Genomic DNA, 17,606 nt, shown 5'->3' with positions numbered 1-17,606 from the left:
ACGAGCGTAGGCGCTTGATTCCCGCCGACCGAACGTTGCGAGATCTGGGGCGCGCGGTCCGGGCGGAGGCAGAACGTGGCCTGCTCGCGACGATCCAGGCGACCGTCGGCGACGCCCAACCGGTGTGCGCCGATGCGGTTTTGTCCACTCGACACGGTACGTTGGGGATGACGGTGCTCGAATGGCTGAAGACGCCGCCGGCATGGCACAGCCCGTCGCCCATTACCGAGATCAGGCGTCGCACAAATACCGCCATAGCGCCGCGGCAACGGGCCCGACCGGGCGGCCGCGCAATCGAGCCGCCACGATATCCAGTGTCGAGCGTTTGAAGTGCCGGCCCTCCAGCGTCACCAGCGTGCCGCTGCGCAGCTCCTTGTCGACCAAATGCAGCGGCATATGCCCCCATCCCATTCCCTGCACGATCAGTTCTTTCTTCGTGTGCTGGTCGGCTACGGTCCAATTGGGCGCATCCTGAATCACGAAGTAATCGCGTGTCGGTTGCTTTGCGCTATCGCGGATGACTACCTGCACGTAGCGGGACATCTGCTGCTGCGTGAGCGATCGCGTAACAGGAGATGCTAGAAAATCCGGCGCCGCAACCGGCACGAGCGTCACCCTGGACAGATCGATCCACTCGAAGCGAGTGTCGCTCTTATCGATGTGGTGAATGATGAGATCGGTCTCCCCGGACAAAAGGCGCTCCCATGGCCCGCCGATGACCTCGAAGTGCAAATGCAGCCTCGTCCGGGGCCAACCTTTGAAGAAGCGCTTCAATCGTTTCAGCACCTCGGCCGTCGGCGTGAGATCGCCAACCACGACTCGCAAATCCGTTTCCTCCCCGCGGATCAGTTGCTCGCATAGTGTTTCGAGCGAAGCGGCCTGACCCAGAACCGCTTCCGCCTGGCGGCGAAACGCCTCGCCCGCCGGCGTGAGGCCAACCCGATATTGGCTCCGATCAAGCAGCGCCACGCCCAAGCGGCTCTCCAAGTTCTTCACGGCCGCGTAGACGGCCGGGTGCGTCCGATTGAGCTTGTCGGCGGCAGCCTGGAAGCTGCCCTCGGCGATCACTGCGTCGAGGCAGGCAAGCTCGTGCAACGAAAAATTCATTGTTCGCTTCCCTTACAAGGATTGGCTAAAAATCTCAATTCCTCTTTCAGATCGCAACGCTTAGCCTAGTGTCACGCGTCTTGGACATGGAGGTAAATCGAAATGAAAGCCATTGTGCGGCAGCAGTACGGTGGGCCGGAGCAACTTCGTATTTGCGACGTCGCCGACCCGGTTGCGGGGCCAGGCGAAGTCATGATTCGGGTGAAAGCGTTCGGCGTCAACCGGGCGGAACAGTACTTTCGGCTTGGCCTCTGGGGCGAGGCGGCGGCGATCTCCGGGATCGAATGCGCGGGTGAAGTCGTGCAAGATCGCACGGGACGCTTTCTCGCAGGGCAACGCGTGTTCGCATTGATGGGCGGCATGGGGCGTACCCGCAGCGGCAGCTACGCGGAGTTGGTCGTTGCGCCGGCCGCCAACGTTGTCCCGGTTTGCAGCGGGCTCGCGTGGGACGAGTTGGCGGTGATACCGGAATCGTACGCGACGGCATGGAGCTGCCTGTTCGATAACCTGGCGTTGAAGCGAGGCGACCGGATATTGGTCCGGGGAGCAACCTCGGCGCTGGGGACGGCTGCGCTCAACCTGGCGCGCTACGCTCAAGCCGAAGTGTTCGCAACGGTACGCAACCCCGAGCGCGCATCGACGGCACGGACCAACGGCGCCGATCATGTGTTGATCGAAGGCGACGGGGTTGCCGACGAACTGCATCGTTTCGCTCCCGAGGGGAGCGATGCCGTGCTCGACTTGATCGGAACGAGCACCCTGCTGGAATCACTGCGCCTGACTCGGCGCGGCGGGCGCGTCTGCGTCGCAGGCTTTCTCGGCGGACACGAGCCGATCGATGCCTTCGATCCAATGTCGCATTTGCCGAGCGGCCGACAACTGAGCTTTTTCGGCAGTGCCTTCGTATACGGCACGCGTGAGTATCCGCTGACCGACGTGCCGTTTCAGAAGATCGTGGATTTGGCCGAGGCGGGACAAATCCGCGCCAGGCCGGCTCACGTGTTCGCCTTCGACGACATTCAAGCGGCGCATCGGATGCTGGACCACGGGACGGCCGGCGGGAAGATGGTCGTGCGCTGCTGAATGGGCGCCGCGCGTTCGCGGTCGCCCTCTTGCGACGAGGGTTCGCCGCGTCGCTGAAATTTCACGTCGCCTATATTCGATCAAGGGCCCGTCTACACTCGGGACCGAATCCGGGTGCGACGCACGCATTTTTTTCACTCAGGAGAACGCTTCGCTATGAAACACTACCTGCTGGAAGGCAAACACCTCGTACCGTTCGATGAACTCGCCGAACTTGTACCCGCACATCACGCTTTTCTTCAAAAAGGCTATGACAAAGGGCAATTTCTGTTCTCCGGCCCACACGTCCCCGCACATGGGGGTTTTCTCGTGGCACGCGCCGAATCGCGCGAGGCGCTCGATGCCCTCCTTGCCGACGAGCCTTTCGTCAAAGCAAAGAAGATGATGTTCGTTCGAATCGTCGAATTTGACGCGGCGCAATGCCAACCGATTCTAAATGACTGGTTTAAGGCTTCAGGCCATTGACGCAGGCCGTCGCGCGCGCCGATGATCGTGTTTCGTGCGCGCGCGACAGGCACGCAGCTCGCAGTACGCGTCCCGCGCCTTACCCGGATGAACATCACCTATCCGAGCCGCCGCCGTTATCCACACAAGGCGCGCGGCTGCTCGTCGAGCATGCACTCAAACACTGCGCGGCCTGAACGTGGCAGCGCTCTTCATGTGGGGCCGCAAGGCCAAGCCTTGCCAGGTTGACAGGCGTCCAAGGAATCACTGAAGCGCGATCATCCGATGCTTCAGTGCACCGTCCCGCATCGTCTTGATCTTTCCTCGCTTTTGTCTTCTACAACGACCTCGGCTGCGTCAGCGATGACCCCCGAGCCTCGATGCGACGGGCCTCGCTTCGGCGGGGCAATCCATCGGCGAATGAATCGTCACCGAAACCCGTGGCACCGTCGAGCCTCGAAATCAATCAACACGAAGGCATTCAGGGTCGCGGTGGCGATTCAATGGTCACATTGGCTTTCTCCGGGACAGAACCGCCACCGATATTCTTATGCGCGTCGATAAATGACGCCTTCCGAGTTCACTACCCACGGAAGTCCATTGGGGCTCACCGAAATATTCACGGCTCCCCCGCTCACGTTGTCCCAGCCCGTCCCGTTCCATCGATAAATGCCGAAACCGCCTCCGACCTTGTTGGTGCCGGTCACCCAGACCGACCCGTCGGCCGCCACGCCGATATCCGTGGCGGCGCCCGGCACTTGCCGCCAACCCGATACGCCGCGGACATAGATGTTGCCGGACGAGTTCACCACCCAGGGCGAACCGTCAAAACCCACCGCGATCCGCACGGCGCCGCCATCCACGCCGTCCCAGTTCGAACCGTTCCAGCGGTAGATGCCATAACCGCCTCCGACACTATTGGAGCCGATCACCCAGGCGGTGCCATCCCCGCCCACCCCGATATCGTGTGCGTTGCCTGGCAGTTGCCGCCAGTCTGCCGCGACGCGCTGGTAGATATTGCCCGAATCGTTCACCACCCACGGCGAGCCATCGGGACCGACCGCGATGCGGACCGCACCACCACTCACACCATCCCAGTTCATGCCGTTCCAGCGGTAGATGCCGAAACCACCGCCGACCTTGTTGGTGCCGATCACCCACGCCGCACCGTCACTGCCGACGCCGATATCGTTTGCTGCACCTGGAAGCTCGACCCACGAAGTACCAGTAGACATTTTCAGCTCCTTTTTATTTGGCAACAAAGATTCTGATCTTGCACTGTCTCGAGAATAAATATTTTTAACTCACATCGGGGCAGCGCATCTGAAAATATAGGATAGGAGCCCATCCTTTTAAACCAATAATCCCATTCCCTCAGTTATAAAATCGATCGGCGGGATAATTTACAAATTCCTACCGCCCGATAGGCAGCCCGGTCGGCTCGATCCAGCCAAGCCAGTACGCGAGAAGGAGCGCCAGAAACAGCGTGATCGACAATCCCACACGCGCCGCGAGCGCCCACGCCATCCGCTTGGTCGTCCCCCGATCGCGATTCATGTAGTACAGCGCGGAAATCAGGCTGCCGATAATCAAAACGAATGCGACAGCAACCAGTAACGTCTTCATCTTTAATGTCCTGCGAGATCGGAATCAGTTTGAATCAGTGCGGCCAGCTTGCGCCGCTCGGCGGCGACGTCGCTCACGCCCGTCGCCGGCCAGTCCAGCGCGACGCCATTGGCCAGCGAGTCGCGCACGAGCGTCTGGTACTGCCAGTCGCTGATCCGGCCGTGTTCCATCGCATCCGCGATCTCGTGCCGGAATGCAGAAGGAAAGCTCTGGTATGCACGCGACAGCGCCGCATACTGCCTCGCATCGATTTCCTTCGAGGACGGCATGGCGGCCCAGATGACGACAGCCACGATTGCGGTGAACGGGATGGCGGTATAGCGGAGGATGAATTTGATCGGGGTCATGAAGCGGAAGCGCGAGTCATTGCGAACAAGGCAAGGATTGTATTGAGGTTGGGGGCTTGGGCCATAAGCGGAAATCGTCCTCAGGCTCGTCGAGACCGGCATGCTGCAAGGATGCCTCGCAACAAGTCGACCGGTGGCGGCGGACACCCGGGAATCGTCACGTCGACCGGCAGGATCGACGAGACGGGGCCGCACACCGCATAACTGTCGGCGAAAATGCCGCCCGTACACGCGCATTCGCCTGCCGCCACCACGAGCTTCGGGCTGGGCGTTGCATCGTACGCGGCGAGCACGGCCGCACGCATGTTCAGCGTCACGGGCCCGGTCACGAGCAGCAGGTCGGCATGCCGGGGGCTGGCGACGAACTTGATCCCGAGTCCTTCGATGTTGTAGACGGGATTGTTCAGCGCGTGGATCTCCAGCTCGCAGCCGTTGCACGAGCCTGCGTCGATCTGCCGGATGCACAGCGCGCGCCCGAGCAGATCGAGAATGTGCTGGCGAATCTGCGGCTCCTCGTGTCGCCATGCGTCTTCCGCCGCCGGCACGGGTTCGTCGGGAAAATCGGTGCGCGCGAATTGCCGGATGAGCTGCCACATCAGAGATCGTGCCCCGCGTAGTTCAGGTTGAACGATTTGTTGATCAGCGGGAAATCGGGAACGATGTTGCCGATGATCGCATGCTCGAGCGCCGGCCAGTTCTGCCAGGATGGATCGTGGCAATGGCATCGCGCGATCACGTCGCCCGGCGCGAGCTCGAGCGCGACGAACACGTCGCCGCGCCAGCCTTCCACCCAGCCCACGCCCTGGGCAGGCGCCGCCGCGGGCGTCACGTCGACGGCAAGCGGGCCCTCGGGCAGATCGGCCAGCAGCGCGCGAATCACGCGCAGGGACTCATCGATCTCGGCGAAACGCACCGCAACGCGCGCGGCGACGTCGCCGCGCGCATCGCTGGCCGCCTTGACTGCGAAGTCGTCGTACGGCGCCGGCCGCAGGTTCGCGCGCACATCGAACGTCTGACCGCTGGCGCGGGCCGCCATGCCGCGCACGCCGAAATGCTCGACGACGGTGGTGCTCAATCGTCCCGTGCCGAGAAATCGATCCTGCAGCCCGGACTGGTCGTCGTAGATTTTCCGCATGACGTGGACGTCGCGCTCGATGCGTTCGCACTGCGCCGCCAGCACAGCCGCGTCCTCGGCGCGAACATCGACCGCCACGCCTCCCGGCACGATCCGGTCCATCAGATATCGATGCCCGAATGTGCGGGCGTTCTCCCGTATCCAGTCCTCCTTGAGCCGCGAGAACTGGGCGAGCCCGAACCCGAACCCCGCATCGTTTCCGAGCGCACCGAGGTCGCCGAGGTGGTTGGCCACGCGCTCGCGCTCCAGCAAAAGCGCACGCAAGCAGAGCGCGCGCTTCGACAGCACCGCGCCGCACGCTTGCTCGAGCGCCATGCAATAGGCCCACGAGAACGCGACGGTCGAATCGCCCGTAATCCTGGCGGCCACCCGCTGGCCGCACGACGCCGGGGTGCGTTCGAACAGCCGCTCGACGCCGCGATGGACGTAGCCGAGACGTTCTTCAAGGCGCAGCACCTTCTCGCCGACGACGGAGAACCGGAAATGCCCCGGCTCGATGATGCCGGCATGGATCGGCCCGACGGCAATCTCGTGCACGCCGTCACCGGCAACCTGCACGAACGCATAATCCGCCTCGCTCGACTCGAATGCCTCGACGCCCGTCGCCTGCCTTTGCAGCGGAAAGTAATCGTCGGGCCAGTTGCCGTGATTGAGCCACGGCCGCGTATCCCCGGCGCCGCGGGCCCGCAAGCCGGTCAGATCGAAGATCGCCCGCTGCATGCGCGCCGCGCACGGAAACACGGGGACGAGATCGGGATAGTCCCCGCCGGCGTCGGGCTTGCGCCCGGTCGCGACGCGCGTCCACAGGATGCCGTCGTCGCATTCGTACGCGGCGTTCACCGAAAACACGCCATCGACTGCTTCGCTGCCCCACATCGCCACGAGTCGGTTCCGCTCCGATCGCGCGGTCCGCGCTATCTCGAGCCATCCTGCTTCATCGGCGTCCACCACGCCCACCGGGATCTGGCCCGCACCGCGCGCGACGCGGGTGGCGGCAATCTGCATCGTTTCGAGTCGCATGCGTCACCCCGCCAGCATCGTTGCGGCCTGGCGATACCACATCGCCAGGTACGGCGGCACATAGAGCCCCAGCATCAGCCCCAGGCCCAGGTGCACGAATACCGGCAGCGGCGCGGGGCGATGCTCGAGCGGTTTGGCCGTCGTCGTTCCACCGAACACCATTCGCTGCACGCGCGCGAAGATCGCCGCGAACGCGACGGCGAGCCCGAGCAGCAGCAAGGGCGCTGTCCACGGCAGCGTGTTGATGGCGGTCGTCAGGATCAGGAATTCACTCGCGAACACGCCGAACGGCGGCAGGCCGAGAATCGCGAGTGTGCCGAGCATCATGCCCCAGCCGACCGTCGGGCTGACCTGCAGCAGCCCGCGAATCCCGTCGATCGCCTGCGTGCCGGCCTTCTGCGCCGCGTGGCCAACCGCGAAGAAGATCGCCGACTTGACGAGGGAATGCACCGTCATGTGGAGCAGCCCGGCGAACGTCGCGACCGGGCCGCCGAGACCGAACGCGAACGTCATCAGCCCCATGTGCTCGATCGACGAATAGGAGAACAGCCGCTTGACGTCCTTCTGCCGGAACAGCGAGAACGACGCAACCAGCACCGACACGAGCCCGAACCCGACCAGCAGCCGCCCCGGCAGGCCATTGCCCAGTGCGCCGTCGGCAAGCACCTTGCAACGCAGCACCGCATACAGCGCGACGTTCAGCAACAGCCCGGAGAGCACCGCCGAAATCGGCGTCGGGCCTTCGGCATGGGCGTCCGGCAACCAGCTGTGCATCGGCACGAGCCCGACTTTCGTGCCGTAGCCGACGAGCAGGAACACGAACGCAATCGACACGATGGTCGGGTCGAGATGCGTCCTGACCGCGGCAAGGCTCGTCCACAGCAGCGCGTCGCCGTCGGCCAACTGCCGGCTCGCGGCGAGGTAGAGCAGGATCGTGCCGAACAACGCCTGCGCGATGCCGACGCCGCACAGGATGAAGTACTTCCACGCGGCCTCGAGGCTCGCCGCGGTCCGATAGACGCTGACGAGCAGCACGGTCGCGAGCGTGGCGGCCTCCATCGCGACCCACAGCACGCCGAGGTTGTCGGTCAGCAGCGCGAGCAGCATCGCGAACATGAACAGCTGGTACATGCTGTGATAGAGCCGCATCCGCGTCGCCGTCATCCGGCCGCGGGCCTCCTCGACCTGCATGTACGGGCGCGAGAACAGCGACGTCGTCCAGCCGACGAACGCGGTCAGCGCGACGAGGTAGACGTTGAGCGGATCGACGAAAAAGGCCCGTCCGAACGCGAACGACGGACCGTGTTCGACGGTCCGTGCGGCAAGCACGAGCGCCGCCACGAACGTCGCGAAGCTGAAGCCGGCGTTCAGCGTGCGCGCGACCTGCGTGCGTCGCACGCCCGCAAGGCATGCGGCAGCCACGAGCGGAATGCCGAGCACGGCGAGCACGACGCGGGCGTCACTCATCTTTGAGTTTCTCGAGGTGATGGATGTCCAGGCTGTCGAACTGCTCGCGGATCTGGAACATGAACACGCCCAGGATCAGGATCCCGACCAGCACGTCGAGCCCGATGCCGAGCTCGACGATCATCGGCATGCCGTTGGTGGCGGCCGTTGCCGCGAAGAACAGCCCGTTCTCCATCGACAGGAAGCCGATCACCTGGGGGATCGCCTTCGCGCGCGTGATCATCGCCATGAACGACAGCAGCACGCACGCGAGCGCAATGCCGAGCGTGCCGCGCGCGACCGACGTCGCGAGCTGGCTGATCGGCGCCGCGACGTTGAACGCGATGATCACCAGCACGATGCCGATCAGCAGCGTGGTCGGAATGTTGATGAGCGGCTCGACATCGGCCTGGACGTTGAGCCTGCGCACGAGCCGATACAGGATCCACGGAATCACGCCCACCTTCAGCACGACCGTCAAGCCGGCGGATACGTACAGGTGCGCATCGCCCGTCACGACGCCGAGGATCAGGTTGGCCAGCACGAGCGCCACGCCTTGCAGCGTGTAGAGATGAATCAGCGACAGGATGCGCCGCTGGCTCAGCATCGCGAACGACAGCAAGAGCAGCACCGCCGCGAGGAAATTGATCAGTTGCGTCGCGTAGCCGTGCATTCACGCCCCCAGCAGCAGATGGACGAGCATGCCGATCACCGCGAGCAGGAACGCCGTCGCAAGGAACTCCGGCACCCGGAAAATCCGCATCTTGGCGTTGGCCGTCTCGACCACGGCGAGCGCGGCGCCGCCCGCCATCAGCTTGATGAAGAGCGCCGGCACCGCGAACACCAGCGCGAGCGGATTGCCCGCCGCGGCGATTCCCCACGGCATGAAGAGTGCAAGGCCGATGCACGAGTATGCGAACAGCTTGAGGCTCGCCGCCCACTCCATCAGCGCGAGGTGCCGCCCCGAATATTCGAGGATCAGCGCCTCGTGGATCATCGTCAGCTCGAGATGGGTGGCGGGATTGTCGACGGGCAGCCGCGCGTTCTCGGCGAGCGACACCAGCGTGAACGCGATGCCCGCGAAGGCGAGGCTCGGATAGATCGCCAGCTCGCCCCGCCCGAGCGTCGCGACGATGCTCGTGAGCAGCGTCGACTGCGTGATCAGCGAGGCCGACAGCAGCACCATCAGCAAGGCCGGCTCCGCCAGGAAACCGATCAGCATTTCGCGGCGGGCGCCGAGCGTGCCGAACGCCGTGCCGACGTCCATCGCGGCGAGCGACAGCGCGACCCGCGCGAGCGCAAACAGGCCGACGAGCGCGATCGCGTCCGCGGCGGGCGACAGCGGCAATTCGGTCGACAGCGTCGGCACGATCGCGCAGGCGAGCGTCATCGCCGCCCACACGACATAGGGTGCGCCACGGAACACCGGACTTGCGTCGCAGGCGACGACCGACTCCTTGTTGAACAGCTTGTGGAGCATCCGGTACGGTTGCCAGATGCTGGGCGCGCGCCGGTTCTGCAACCACGCGCGGCACTGGTTGACCCAGCCCGTGAGCAGCGGCGCGGCGGCGAGCGCCACGACGATCTCGAGGGTTTGCGACAACACGCCGGATACGGTCACCATCGTCTCACCAGCAGCAGGAGCAGGATCAGCACGGCGAAGCTGTAGGTCAGGTACACGGCAATCTTGCCCGTCTGCAGACGGCCCGCCCATTCGGCCGTGCGTTGCGTCAGCGTCGCGATGCGCTCGTAGAGCGCGGACCAGGTGCGGTCGGTGACCGAGACCCGATAGGCCGGCTGCGCATCGAACGGCGACGGCAGTTGCCGCTCGATGCGCAGGAACGGCGCGAAGATCTCCCGGATCGGCTGCCCGAATCCTTCCGCCGTGTCCTGCATGCGCGCATTCGTGAACGGGAAGCCGCAACTCCACGGCGCGGCGCGGCGCAGCCGGCCGTGGTAGAAGCGTCGCACCAGCACCCACGCGAGCCCGCAGCACGCGACGAAAAACAGCATGAACACGGCGGGCATGTAGCTGGCCCGCGCGGTCGACACGGGCACGAGCAGCAGCCAGCCGTGGTTGTCCGCGCCGATGCCGGCCCCGACCAGCGTGCGCGTGACCCGGTCCAGAATCTTGACGAACTGCGCGGGCATCAGGCCGAGCAGCACGCCGGCCGCCGCGAACCAGCAGAACGCGAGCCGTTCCCATCCGTTCGCGTCGCGTGCGCGGCTCAGCTTTGCCTCTCTCGGCTGCCCGAGGAAGACGATGCCGAAGAACTTGACCATCGTGTAACCGGCCAGCGCAGCCGTCATCGCGATCAACGCAGCCGCGATCGGCACCGTCATCGCGAGCACCGAATTCGGCAAGCCCGGGGTGAACAGGAAGCTCTGCAGCAGGAGCCACTCTGCGACGAACCCGCTCAGCGGCGGCAAGCCGGCGCTGGCGACGACGCCGGCGAGCACGGCCCACGCGGTCCACGGCATGAAGCGGATCAGGCCGCCGAGCTTGCCGAGATTGCGCTCCCCGGTGGCGTGCAGCACGGCCCCCGTGCCGAGGAACAGCAGGCTCTTGAATGCCGCATGCGCGACGATCTGATAGAGCATCGCCGTCAGCGCGAGCGCGGACAAGCTCGTCATGCCGTACGCGCGAAACAGCACCGCGACGCCGAGCGAGACGATCATCAGGCCGATGTTGTCGATCGACGAATACGCGAGCAGGCGCTTCATGTCCACCTGGATCGTGCTGAACACGACGCCGAGCAGCGCGGTGCCGACGCCGAGCACGAGCAGCAGCACGCCCCACCACGCGAACTGCACGTGCAGCAGGTCGAACAGGGTGCGCAGCAGGCCATACAGGCCGACTTTCAGCACGAAGCCGCTGAGCAGCGCCGATACGGGGGACGGCGCGGCGGGATGGGCATCCGGGAGCCAGACATGCAGCGGGAACACCCCCGCCTTCGCGCCGAATCCGACCAGCGCGAACAGGAACGCGAGCGACGCCCAGAGCGCATCGAGCGATTGCGCCCGCATGTTGGCAAACGTGTAGTCGCCGGTGCGCGCCTGAAGAATGCCGAAGCACAGCAGCAACGCGAGCGCGCCGACATGGGAGATCAGGAAATACAGGTAGCCGGCGCGGCGGATCTCGCCGATCCGGTGGTTGGTCATCACGAGGAAGGTCGCGGACAGCGTCAGCGTTTCCCACGCGACCATGAATACGTAGGCATCGTCGGCGACGAGCACGAGCGCGATGCTCGCCAGGCAAACGTGGTATTCGAAGCAGATGAGCCCGGGCGCGGCCCCTTCCCCCTTGCGGAAATAGCCGGCGGAGAAGGCGCCGATCCCCGCGCTGACGACGCCGAGCACGAACAGGAAATAGCCGGAGAGCCGGTCGACGCGCAGATGGAACGGCAACTCGGGCAGCCCGAGCGGCAGTATCGCGGTGGAGGGTTCGGCAAGGATGCCGGCGAGCCCCGCCGCCCCGAGCAGCAGCCCGCCCAGCGCACCGAGCGGAAACAGCCCGTGCGCAACGAACCGCGTGCGATGCAGCACCGCGAGACCGAGCGCGCCGAGCGCGAGCCACGCGGCCGCGACCAGCAGGACGAAATGGACGACCGGCACGGGTGCCATCCGGAATGTCTCCAGTACGCTCGGATTGGACGAGGAGCACGGAGCGAACCCGAAGCGCCGGGCGCGATCCGTCCGTATTATGACATCGAAAGCCCCATCCAGATAACAGGATATGATAATGGCGTTATCATGCGAGACACATGTTTGACGAAATCGGGCGCACCGGCGAGCGCCTCGCCTGCCTGGGGCGCCCGAAGGTTCCATCCGCGATGTCGTTGCCGCGGTTCCGAGTGATCGAGTCAAGAGCCTATGCCTGCGCAGTACTTTCGAAGCCTGACGGGAAAACACCGCAGCGCGGCCGCGAACCGCCAGCTCGGGTTGTCGCTCGCCTTCGTCGCCGGTGCAACCAATGCCGGCGGCTTTCTTGCGGTCAGGCAATACACGTCCCACATGAGCGGCATCGTGTCGGCGATCGCGGACCAGGCGGCGCTTGGGGATGTCCGGCTCGTGCTCGCCGGCATCGGTTCGCTGGCATCGTTTCTCGTCGGAGCGGGATGCTCGGCGGTGCTCGTCAACTGGGGACGACGCCGGAGCCTGCAAAGCCAGTACGTCCTGCCGCTGCTGGTCGAGGCCGCGCTGCTGCTCCTGTTCGGCCTGCTCGGCAGCCACCTCGCGCTGTGGGAGGCGTTTTTCGTCCCGGTGACCGTGATCCTGCTGTGCTTCATCATGGGGCTGCAGAATGCGATGATCACGAAGCTGTCGGGCGCGGAGATCCGCACGACGCACATGACCGGCATCGTGACGGATCTCGGGATCGAGTTGGGCAAGCTGTTTTACTGGAATCGATCGGCGGTCGATGCGGACGCGCACGCGGTCATTGCCAACCGCGCGAAGCTGCGGATCCACGGGACGATGCTGGCGTCGTTCTTCGTTGGCGGCCTGACCGGCGCCATCGGCTTCAAGCACGTCGGCTATGTGTCGACCGTCCCGCTGGCCGCGGCGCTCGTCACGCTCGCGATCGTGCCCGTGGTCGATGATGTCCTGGCCTACGTCTATCGGTTCGACCGCAGGCATTGACCTCGCAGGCGCCTTGGCCGGCTGCGCCGGGCGGCCTTTTCCCGCCGCGCCGTCGAAGGCAAATGCATTATAATTCGATTAGCATATTCGCCGACCCGTCCCCGCAATGGAAACGAAAACCGCACGCCTGACCGTTCTGATCGATCCCGCCAAGAAAGAGGCATTCGAAATGCTCTGCTCGGCACAAGATCTGACGCCGTCACAAGTCGTACGGCAACTGATCCGCGAGTATCTCGAGCATCACGGCGTGACCTACAAGACCAAGAGCCCGCTCGGCAAGCGGGTGAAGTGACGCGCTGAATGCGCGCGGGCGGCGCTCAAGCGCCGATTTTCCAGTGCCCCTGCGCAGGCCCTTGCGGGTGCCAGGTCAGCCGTTCCGGATCGAGGCGCTCGCCTTGTTTCAGGCGCTTGGCAGTGGCGGCCAGCTCGAGTTCGCCGGCAAAGGCAAATAAGCTGGCGCGCTCGAGCAGGACTCGCGTGGACGGCAAACGACGGCCGCTCCTCCAGGCGAACGCGACGAAGTTGCTGTCGTCGCCGCACCGCACGATCGCACAGGACGCACCGAACACGGCCTTCAGCCGCTCGAGGTGCAGCGGCAGCGCCGGATCATCGTCCGTGAAGTTGATCACGAGCACACCCGTCTCGGTCAAACGCTCGCGACATGCGTCGAAGAATGCGATGTCCGCGCAGCGGCTCGCGATCCCTTCCGTGACAAAGGCGTCCAGCAGGATCACGTCCGTCCGGATGTTCTCCAGCATCACGTAGTCCGCGCCATCGGCGCACACCACCTTGAACCGCGCGTCGTCCGCCGGAATCCTGAACACGTCACGCAGCGCGATCACCTCAGCGCTGATCTCGACCGCATCGATCGCTGCCTCGGGCAGATTCCGATAGCAAAACTTCGCCAGTGATCCCCCGCCGAGCCCGATCATGCAGATGTGCTTCGGAGCGGGCTGCAGCAGCAGGAATCCCATCATCGCGCACGTATAGTCGAGCGTGAGCTTGTCCGGATTCCTGAGCGACATGAAGCTCTGGGTGGCAAAGTGATCGAAGTGCAGCGACACCGCGTGCTGCGTCTCCAGCACGAAGGGTCGCTCATCGCTCATCGGCGTCGACAGGAATTCGACGTACGCATCGTAGGATGTTCGAGCCTCATCCATTCTCGGTCTGCCCGGAAAATCAAACAGTCGGTCGAATCAACCGCGAGCGGCCGGTCAGACCTTCTTCAGGAAACAGGCCTTGAGCATGAAGCTGCCGGCGTCCGTCTTGCAATCGATCTCGTGATCGCCGCCGACGATCCGGATGCTCTTCACCTTGGTGCCCATCTTCAACGTGATCGACGAGCCCTTGACGCGCAAGTCCTTGATCAGCACGACCGAATCGCCATCCGACAGCACGTTGCCGTTCGCATCCTTGACGACGCTGCCCGCAGGTTCGTCGCCCGCGTCGGCGCCGGCGCTCGCCGACCATTCGTGACCGCAGTCCGGGCATACGTACAGCGCGCCGTCCGGGTACGTGTTTTCCATCGCGCATTGCGGGCATGAGGGGACGGTGTTCATTGCAGCTTCCATCGGGACGGTTTCGAGTCGATCAGTGAAAAAGTGCCGGCGAGCAACCCGCCTCACCCGAGGCGGCCATCGGTCCGGCACGCACAGCATTATAATACAATTCACATATTCTTACCGGTCGATTATAATCTGCCGCTCACCGCCTTTCACCGGACTTGCGGGCGGTTTCGCTGAGGATGTCGACATGTTCGAGCTGGATGGTGCATTGCTGTTGCCCGATCGGCGCCCCGTGACGCTGCGTGAAGTCGCGGGACGCCGGGGGCTCGTCGCCGTGGGCGTCGGGCGCGGCGGCGAACGCGGATTCCAGATGGTTCACCGTTTCCATGACGTCGGAGAGCAGCTCGCGGTGGCAGGCATCCATCTGGTCTTCGTCTATCCGAGGGAGTCGGCCCGGCACGTGATGGATCCGATCTCGGTCTCCAGTGCGCGGTTCCGGCGCCATCCGTGCCTGCTGCTGGATGCCGACGACCGCTGTTTCGAGCAGGGCGTACCGCCTCGATCGCTGCGCGCGGTGTGCCTGAACGACGACATGAAACGACTCGATGGCATCGACATCGATTTGCAGAGCACGACGTGGGAGATCGAGTGTCGGGCGTTCCTGACGCACTGCCAGATCGACACGGCGAACTGCCCCCAACGTCTCTAGAGCAAAAACGTGGCCACAGTTGTGCACTTACAAGTCGGTTCCGGCTGGAATCGAGATCGCGCGTACGCCGCTCAAGACGCGCTCGTCGACATGGCGCGCCGCTTCGAAAGCGACATCCTGCTGATCGCCAACGGGCGCCGCGGCAATGCGAAGGACGGCATGGCGATCGCATCGTTGCAGGTGCGCGGCGGCACCTCCGCTCAAGTGCTGGCCGCCGGCCCGGATGAAGAAGCCGCGCTTCGGGCGCTGTTGCCGTTGCTGCAGGAGGGGTGACCTGCATGCCACCCATCGACTTGCCGTTCCTGGGGATTCGCGCCGCTCACGCTGCCGCGGATGTACCGGTGATCGTGGAATCCGAGCACCTCGTCTCGCTGTGCTTTGACGGCCGCGGCATGCAAAGCACGATGCTGCGCGTCGCCCCCGACGCGCTCGCACTGGGCTACACGCGCACGATGATGGGATTCCTGCTGCTGCAGCCGGCTCCGGCGCACATCGGCATGATCGGGCTCGGCGGCGGCTCGCTGACGAAGTACTGCCGTCGGCACCTGCCGGGCGCGCGCATCACCGTCATCGAAATCAATCCGGACGTGATCGCGCTGCGCGACCGATTCTGCATCCCGCCCGACGACGAGCGGCTGTCGGTCGTCTGCGCGGACGCCGCGCAGTACATGTCGACGACCACGCAGACCTTCGACGCGCTTCTGCTGGACGGCTTCAACGCGAACGGCGTTCCCGCCGAACTCGCCGGCGCGGCCTTCTACACGGCCTGCCGCGCGCGGCTGAATGACGACGGCGTGCTGGTTGCCAACCTGCTGCATGGCGATCCGCGACTCGGCGACGCGCTCGCTGCGCTGCGCGATACGTTCGGCGCCTCGGCCGCACTCGCCCCGGCCGAAGACAGCGCGGAGAACCTCATTGCTTTCGCGTGGAAGAGCGATGCCGGGTTGCCGTCGCTCGAGACGCTGATGACCCGCGCGGATCGACACGCCGGGCGGCACAGCGTCGATCTCGTCGAAGCGGCCGTACGCATCGAGCTTGGCGCCAGCTACGACTGGACGCGCCTGGGCGCCTGCCGCGCCACCTGATCCCGCAACACCCGGTGCCCTTGGTCACCCTCAACTTTTTTGGAGAAGCGATGAGCGACAGCGATACGTCAAACGCGCAAGCCATTTCGGCGTCCGCCATCTGGGCGCTGGAGCGCCTGGCCGAGATCCGCTATGGACGAGAGACGCCCGCGCTGGGCTGGTCCGTCACGCGGGAGCTCATCAGCGCGGGATTCGTCAACTACCCGATGAACGGCCGGCCCAGTATCTCGATCACGACGGCCGGCCGGACGTTCCTGAAGAACCGGAAATAGCGTCCGCTGCCGGGCCCCGTCACGTGGCCCGGTTGGTCACGAAACCCTGCCTGGCCGCCCACAGGTTGATGTCCTGCTTCAGGATGGCGGCGGACATCAGCGCGGGAAACTGGTCCGGCGTACACGCAAAGGCGGGAATGTCGAGCGCGGCGAACCGGGCGGCGTTCTGGTGATCGTAGCCGGGCGCGCCGTTGTCGGCGAGCGCCAGCAGGCAGATCACATTGACGCCGGCGTGCTTGAGCGCGGCCGCGCGTTGCAGCATCTCGTGACGGTTGCCGCCTTCGTACAGGTCGGTGATCAGGATCATGATCGTGCGCTCGGGCCGATCGATGATCTGCTGACAGTAGCCGAGCGCGCGGTTGATGTCGGTGCCTCCACCCAATTGCACGCCGAACAGCAGGTCGACCGGATCGCCCGCTTCGTCGGTCAGGTCGACGACGTTGGTATCGAAGACGACCATGCGCGTGCGCACCGCGCGCAGCGACGCCATCACGGCCGCGAAGATGCCCGCATAGACGACGGACGCCGCCATCGAGCCGCTCTGGTCCACGCACAGCACGACGTCGCGCAGCGCCGAGCGCTTGCGCGCGTAGCCGACCAGCTTCTCCGCGATCACGGTGCGCCGGTCGGGCGCATAGCGGCTCAGGTTCGCGCGGATGGTGCGATGCCAGTCGATCTCGTTCGGGCGCGGCCGATAGTTGCGCTCCGCGCGGTTGAGACTGCCGGCGATCGCCTGGCGCATCGGCTCCTTGAGCCGGCGCTCCAGCTCGTCGACCACCTTGCGCACGACGCGCCTGGCCGTGTCGCGCGTCTTGGCCGGCAACACGCGCGACAGCGACATCAGACTGGCCACGAGGTGGACGTCGGGTTCGACCGCCTCGAGGAGCTCGGGCTCCAGCAGCATCTGGCGCAGGTTCAGCCGCTCCAGCGCGTCCTGCTGCATCACCTGCACGACCGGCGCGGGAAAGAACTCGCGGATATCGCCGAGCCAGCGCGCCACGTTGGGCGTGCTGGCGTTCAGCCCGCCCTTGCGCTCGCCGCCGTACAGGTCGTCGAGCGCCTTGTCCGCGCGCGTCAGCGTGTCACCGAGGCTGACGCCGCAACTGCCTTGCGCGTCGCTGCCCAGCACCAGTCGCCAGCGTGCCATGCGGTCCGTTACGATCGGGGAATCCTTGCTCATTTCAGT

The 17,606-nt window shown here is 65.0% G+C and carries 21 protein-coding genes; 8 read left to right on the top strand and 13 right to left on the bottom strand.

Translation table 11 applies throughout. The features are described 5' to 3' along the window. Positions 1-231 precede the first annotated feature (231 nt). On the bottom strand, positions 232-1,107 hold the full coding sequence (locus ACFIMZ_RS35945) for a LysR family transcriptional regulator (protein ID WP_431826007.1): 876 nt from the start codon (positions 1,105-1,107) through the stop codon (positions 232-234). A gap of 102 nt (positions 1,108-1,209) precedes the next feature. Here ACFIMZ_RS35945 and ACFIMZ_RS35940 point away from each other — a divergent pair, with 102 nt between their 5' ends. Together ACFIMZ_RS35940 and ACFIMZ_RS35935 are read left to right on the top strand one after the other, a co-directional pair. Continuing rightward, positions 1,210-2,190 carry a zinc-binding dehydrogenase gene (locus ACFIMZ_RS35940; RefSeq protein ID WP_431826006.1) on the top strand — a complete coding sequence of 327 codons (981 nt, stop codon included), beginning with the start codon at positions 1,210-1,212 and terminating at the stop codon, positions 2,188-2,190. A gap of 156 nt (positions 2,191-2,346) precedes the next feature. Further along, a complete protein-coding gene (locus tag ACFIMZ_RS35935) occupies positions 2,347-2,655 on the top strand; it encodes a YciI family protein (protein WP_431826005.1) in 309 nt (102 codons plus the stop codon). A 527-nt stretch (positions 2,656-3,182) separates the two neighbouring features. Here the strand turns inward: ACFIMZ_RS35935 and ACFIMZ_RS35930 are convergent. From ACFIMZ_RS35930 to hyfB, 9 genes are all read right to left on the bottom strand, one after another. Further along, positions 3,183-3,869, bottom strand: a complete 687-nt coding sequence (locus tag ACFIMZ_RS35930) for a tectonin domain-containing protein (RefSeq protein WP_431826004.1) — start codon at positions 3,867-3,869, stop codon at positions 3,183-3,185. Between the two features lie 178 nt (positions 3,870-4,047). Further along, positions 4,048-4,260 carry a twin transmembrane helix small protein gene (locus ACFIMZ_RS35925; protein ID WP_059529979.1) on the bottom strand — a complete coding sequence of 71 codons (213 nt, stop codon included), beginning with the start codon at positions 4,258-4,260 and terminating at the stop codon, positions 4,048-4,050. Positions 4,261-4,262: 2 nt separating this feature from the next. After that, the gene (locus ACFIMZ_RS35920) at positions 4,263-4,607 is read right to left on the bottom strand and encodes a hypothetical protein (RefSeq protein WP_431826040.1); all 345 of its coding nucleotides are present in this window, start codon (positions 4,605-4,607) and stop codon (positions 4,263-4,265) included. 80 nt (positions 4,608-4,687) lie between these two features. Then, positions 4,688-5,203, bottom strand: coding sequence for an NADH-quinone oxidoreductase subunit B family protein (locus tag ACFIMZ_RS35915; RefSeq protein ID WP_431826003.1), 516 nt, complete (start codon positions 5,201-5,203; stop codon positions 4,688-4,690). Then, a complete protein-coding gene (locus tag ACFIMZ_RS35910; protein WP_431826002.1) occupies positions 5,203-6,762 on the bottom strand; it encodes an NADH-quinone oxidoreductase subunit C in 1,560 nt (519 codons plus the stop codon). The genes ACFIMZ_RS35915 and ACFIMZ_RS35910 overlap by 1 nt, the downstream gene beginning before the upstream one ends. 3 nt (positions 6,763-6,765) lie before the next feature. Then, complete coding sequence (locus ACFIMZ_RS35905) at positions 6,766-8,229, bottom strand: hydrogenase 4 subunit F (protein WP_431826001.1); 1,464 nt, start codon at positions 8,227-8,229, stop codon at positions 6,766-6,768. Beyond that, positions 8,222-8,881 carry a formate hydrogenlyase gene (locus tag ACFIMZ_RS35900; protein ID WP_431826000.1) on the bottom strand — a complete coding sequence of 220 codons (660 nt, stop codon included), beginning with the start codon at positions 8,879-8,881 and terminating at the stop codon, positions 8,222-8,224. The genes ACFIMZ_RS35905 and ACFIMZ_RS35900 overlap by 8 nt, the downstream gene beginning before the upstream one ends. After that, positions 8,882-9,832, bottom strand: coding sequence for a respiratory chain complex I subunit 1 family protein (locus ACFIMZ_RS35895; protein ID WP_431825999.1), 951 nt, complete (start codon positions 9,830-9,832; stop codon positions 8,882-8,884). Continuing rightward, entirely contained in the window at positions 9,826-11,832 is a 2,007-nt protein-coding gene (hyfB, locus tag ACFIMZ_RS35890; protein WP_431825998.1) for a hydrogenase 4 subunit B, read from the bottom strand. Before hyfB ends, ACFIMZ_RS35895 begins: the two co-directional genes overlap by 7 nt. 249 nt (positions 11,833-12,081) lie before the next feature. On the opposite strand from hyfB, the gene ACFIMZ_RS35885 reads away from it, so the two are divergent. Both ACFIMZ_RS35885 and ACFIMZ_RS35880 read left to right on the top strand, forming a co-directional pair. Further along, positions 12,082-12,849 carry a YoaK family protein gene (locus tag ACFIMZ_RS35885; RefSeq protein ID WP_431825997.1) on the top strand — a complete coding sequence of 256 codons (768 nt, stop codon included), beginning with the start codon at positions 12,082-12,084 and terminating at the stop codon, positions 12,847-12,849. A 106-nt stretch (positions 12,850-12,955) separates the two neighbouring features. Then, positions 12,956-13,141, top strand: a complete 186-nt coding sequence (locus ACFIMZ_RS35880; protein ID WP_010097212.1) for a CopG family transcriptional regulator — start codon at positions 12,956-12,958, stop codon at positions 13,139-13,141. 25 nt (positions 13,142-13,166) lie between these two features. On the opposite strand, the gene ACFIMZ_RS35875 is transcribed toward ACFIMZ_RS35880, so the two are convergent. Together ACFIMZ_RS35875 and ACFIMZ_RS35870 are read right to left on the bottom strand one after the other, a co-directional pair. Beyond that, positions 13,167-14,009, bottom strand: coding sequence for a spermidine synthase (locus tag ACFIMZ_RS35875; RefSeq protein WP_431825996.1), 843 nt, complete (start codon positions 14,007-14,009; stop codon positions 13,167-13,169). A 54-nt stretch (positions 14,010-14,063) separates the two neighbouring features. Next, positions 14,064-14,408, bottom strand: coding sequence for a zinc ribbon domain-containing protein YjdM (locus ACFIMZ_RS35870; RefSeq protein ID WP_431825995.1), 345 nt, complete (start codon positions 14,406-14,408; stop codon positions 14,064-14,066). Positions 14,409-14,601: 193 nt separating this feature from the next. On the opposite strand from ACFIMZ_RS35870, the gene ACFIMZ_RS35865 reads away from it, so the two are divergent. Genes ACFIMZ_RS35865 through ACFIMZ_RS35850 form a run of 4 tightly spaced genes read left to right on the top strand, consistent with a single transcriptional unit; the run spans position 14,602 to position 16,420 of the window. Continuing rightward, entirely contained in the window at positions 14,602-15,063 is a 462-nt protein-coding gene (locus tag ACFIMZ_RS35865) for a hypothetical protein (RefSeq protein ID WP_431825994.1), read from the top strand. Between the two features lie 9 nt (positions 15,064-15,072). Continuing rightward, on the top strand, positions 15,073-15,336 hold the full coding sequence (locus ACFIMZ_RS35860; protein WP_431825993.1) for an HPr family phosphocarrier protein: 264 nt from the start codon (positions 15,073-15,075) through the stop codon (positions 15,334-15,336). Positions 15,337-15,341: 5 nt separating this feature from the next. Beyond that, complete coding sequence (locus tag ACFIMZ_RS35855) at positions 15,342-16,148, top strand: fused MFS/spermidine synthase (protein ID WP_431825992.1); 807 nt, start codon at positions 15,342-15,344, stop codon at positions 16,146-16,148. Positions 16,149-16,198: 50 nt separating this feature from the next. Beyond that, a complete protein-coding gene (locus ACFIMZ_RS35850; protein ID WP_431825991.1) occupies positions 16,199-16,420 on the top strand; it encodes a hypothetical protein in 222 nt (73 codons plus the stop codon). A 19-nt stretch (positions 16,421-16,439) separates the two neighbouring features. On the opposite strand, the gene ACFIMZ_RS35845 is transcribed toward ACFIMZ_RS35850, so the two are convergent. Beyond that, positions 16,440-17,600, bottom strand: a complete 1,161-nt coding sequence (locus ACFIMZ_RS35845; protein WP_431825990.1) for a VWA domain-containing protein — start codon at positions 17,598-17,600, stop codon at positions 16,440-16,442. Between the last annotated feature and the right edge of the window lie 6 nt (positions 17,601-17,606).

The sequence above is a fragment of the Burkholderia sp. F1 genome (assembly GCF_050813845.1).
Classification (GTDB): Bacteria; Pseudomonadota; Gammaproteobacteria; order Burkholderiales; family Burkholderiaceae; genus Burkholderia; species Burkholderia ubonensis.
Note: the sequence above shows the minus strand (reverse complement) of the source record. Positions and strands in the feature narration are given on the sequence as shown.

Excerpts from the sequence above, each read along its gene's own strand:
- ACFIMZ_RS35935 (WP_431826005.1), top strand. The coding sequence starts at position 2,347 with ATGAAACACTACCTGCTGGAAGGCAAACACCTCGTACCGTTCGATGAA.
- ACFIMZ_RS35920 (WP_431826040.1), bottom strand. The coding sequence starts at position 4,607 with ATGACCCCGATCAAATTCATCCTCCGCTATACCGCCATCCCGTTCACC.
- ACFIMZ_RS35850 (WP_431825991.1), top strand. The coding sequence starts at position 16,199 with ATGAGCGACAGCGATACGTCAAACGCGCAAGCCATTTCGGCGTCCGCC.
- ACFIMZ_RS35855 (WP_431825992.1), top strand. The coding sequence starts at position 15,342 with ATGCCACCCATCGACTTGCCGTTCCTGGGGATTCGCGCCGCTCACGCT.
- hyfB (WP_431825998.1), bottom strand. The coding sequence starts at position 11,832 with ATGGCACCCGTGCCGGTCGTCCATTTCGTCCTGCTGGTCGCGGCCGCG.
- ACFIMZ_RS35845 (WP_431825990.1), bottom strand. The coding sequence starts at position 17,600 with ATGAGCAAGGATTCCCCGATCGTAACGGACCGCATGGCACGCTGGCGA.
- ACFIMZ_RS35895 (WP_431825999.1), bottom strand. The coding sequence starts at position 9,832 with ATGGTGACCGTATCCGGCGTGTTGTCGCAAACCCTCGAGATCGTCGTG.
- ACFIMZ_RS35910 (WP_431826002.1), bottom strand. The coding sequence starts at position 6,762 with ATGCGACTCGAAACGATGCAGATTGCCGCCACCCGCGTCGCGCGCGGT.
- ACFIMZ_RS35925 (WP_059529979.1), bottom strand. The coding sequence starts at position 4,260 with ATGAAGACGTTACTGGTTGCTGTCGCATTCGTTTTGATTATCGGCAGC.
- ACFIMZ_RS35930 (WP_431826004.1), bottom strand. The coding sequence starts at position 3,869 with ATGTCTACTGGTACTTCGTGGGTCGAGCTTCCAGGTGCAGCAAACGAT.
- ACFIMZ_RS35900 (WP_431826000.1), bottom strand. The coding sequence starts at position 8,881 with ATGCACGGCTACGCGACGCAACTGATCAATTTCCTCGCGGCGGTGCTG.
- ACFIMZ_RS35905 (WP_431826001.1), bottom strand. The coding sequence starts at position 8,229 with ATGAGTGACGCCCGCGTCGTGCTCGCCGTGCTCGGCATTCCGCTCGTG.
- ACFIMZ_RS35865 (WP_431825994.1), top strand. The coding sequence starts at position 14,602 with ATGTTCGAGCTGGATGGTGCATTGCTGTTGCCCGATCGGCGCCCCGTG.
- ACFIMZ_RS35885 (WP_431825997.1), top strand. The coding sequence starts at position 12,082 with ATGCCTGCGCAGTACTTTCGAAGCCTGACGGGAAAACACCGCAGCGCG.
- ACFIMZ_RS35945 (WP_431826007.1), bottom strand. The coding sequence starts at position 1,107 with ATGAATTTTTCGTTGCACGAGCTTGCCTGCCTCGACGCAGTGATCGCC.
- ACFIMZ_RS35875 (WP_431825996.1), bottom strand. The coding sequence starts at position 14,009 with ATGGATGAGGCTCGAACATCCTACGATGCGTACGTCGAATTCCTGTCG.
- ACFIMZ_RS35880 (WP_010097212.1), top strand. The coding sequence starts at position 12,956 with ATGGAAACGAAAACCGCACGCCTGACCGTTCTGATCGATCCCGCCAAG.
- ACFIMZ_RS35870 (WP_431825995.1), bottom strand. The coding sequence starts at position 14,408 with ATGAACACCGTCCCCTCATGCCCGCAATGCGCGATGGAAAACACGTAC.
- ACFIMZ_RS35915 (WP_431826003.1), bottom strand. The coding sequence starts at position 5,203 with ATGTGGCAGCTCATCCGGCAATTCGCGCGCACCGATTTTCCCGACGAA.
- ACFIMZ_RS35940 (WP_431826006.1), top strand. The coding sequence starts at position 1,210 with ATGAAAGCCATTGTGCGGCAGCAGTACGGTGGGCCGGAGCAACTTCGT.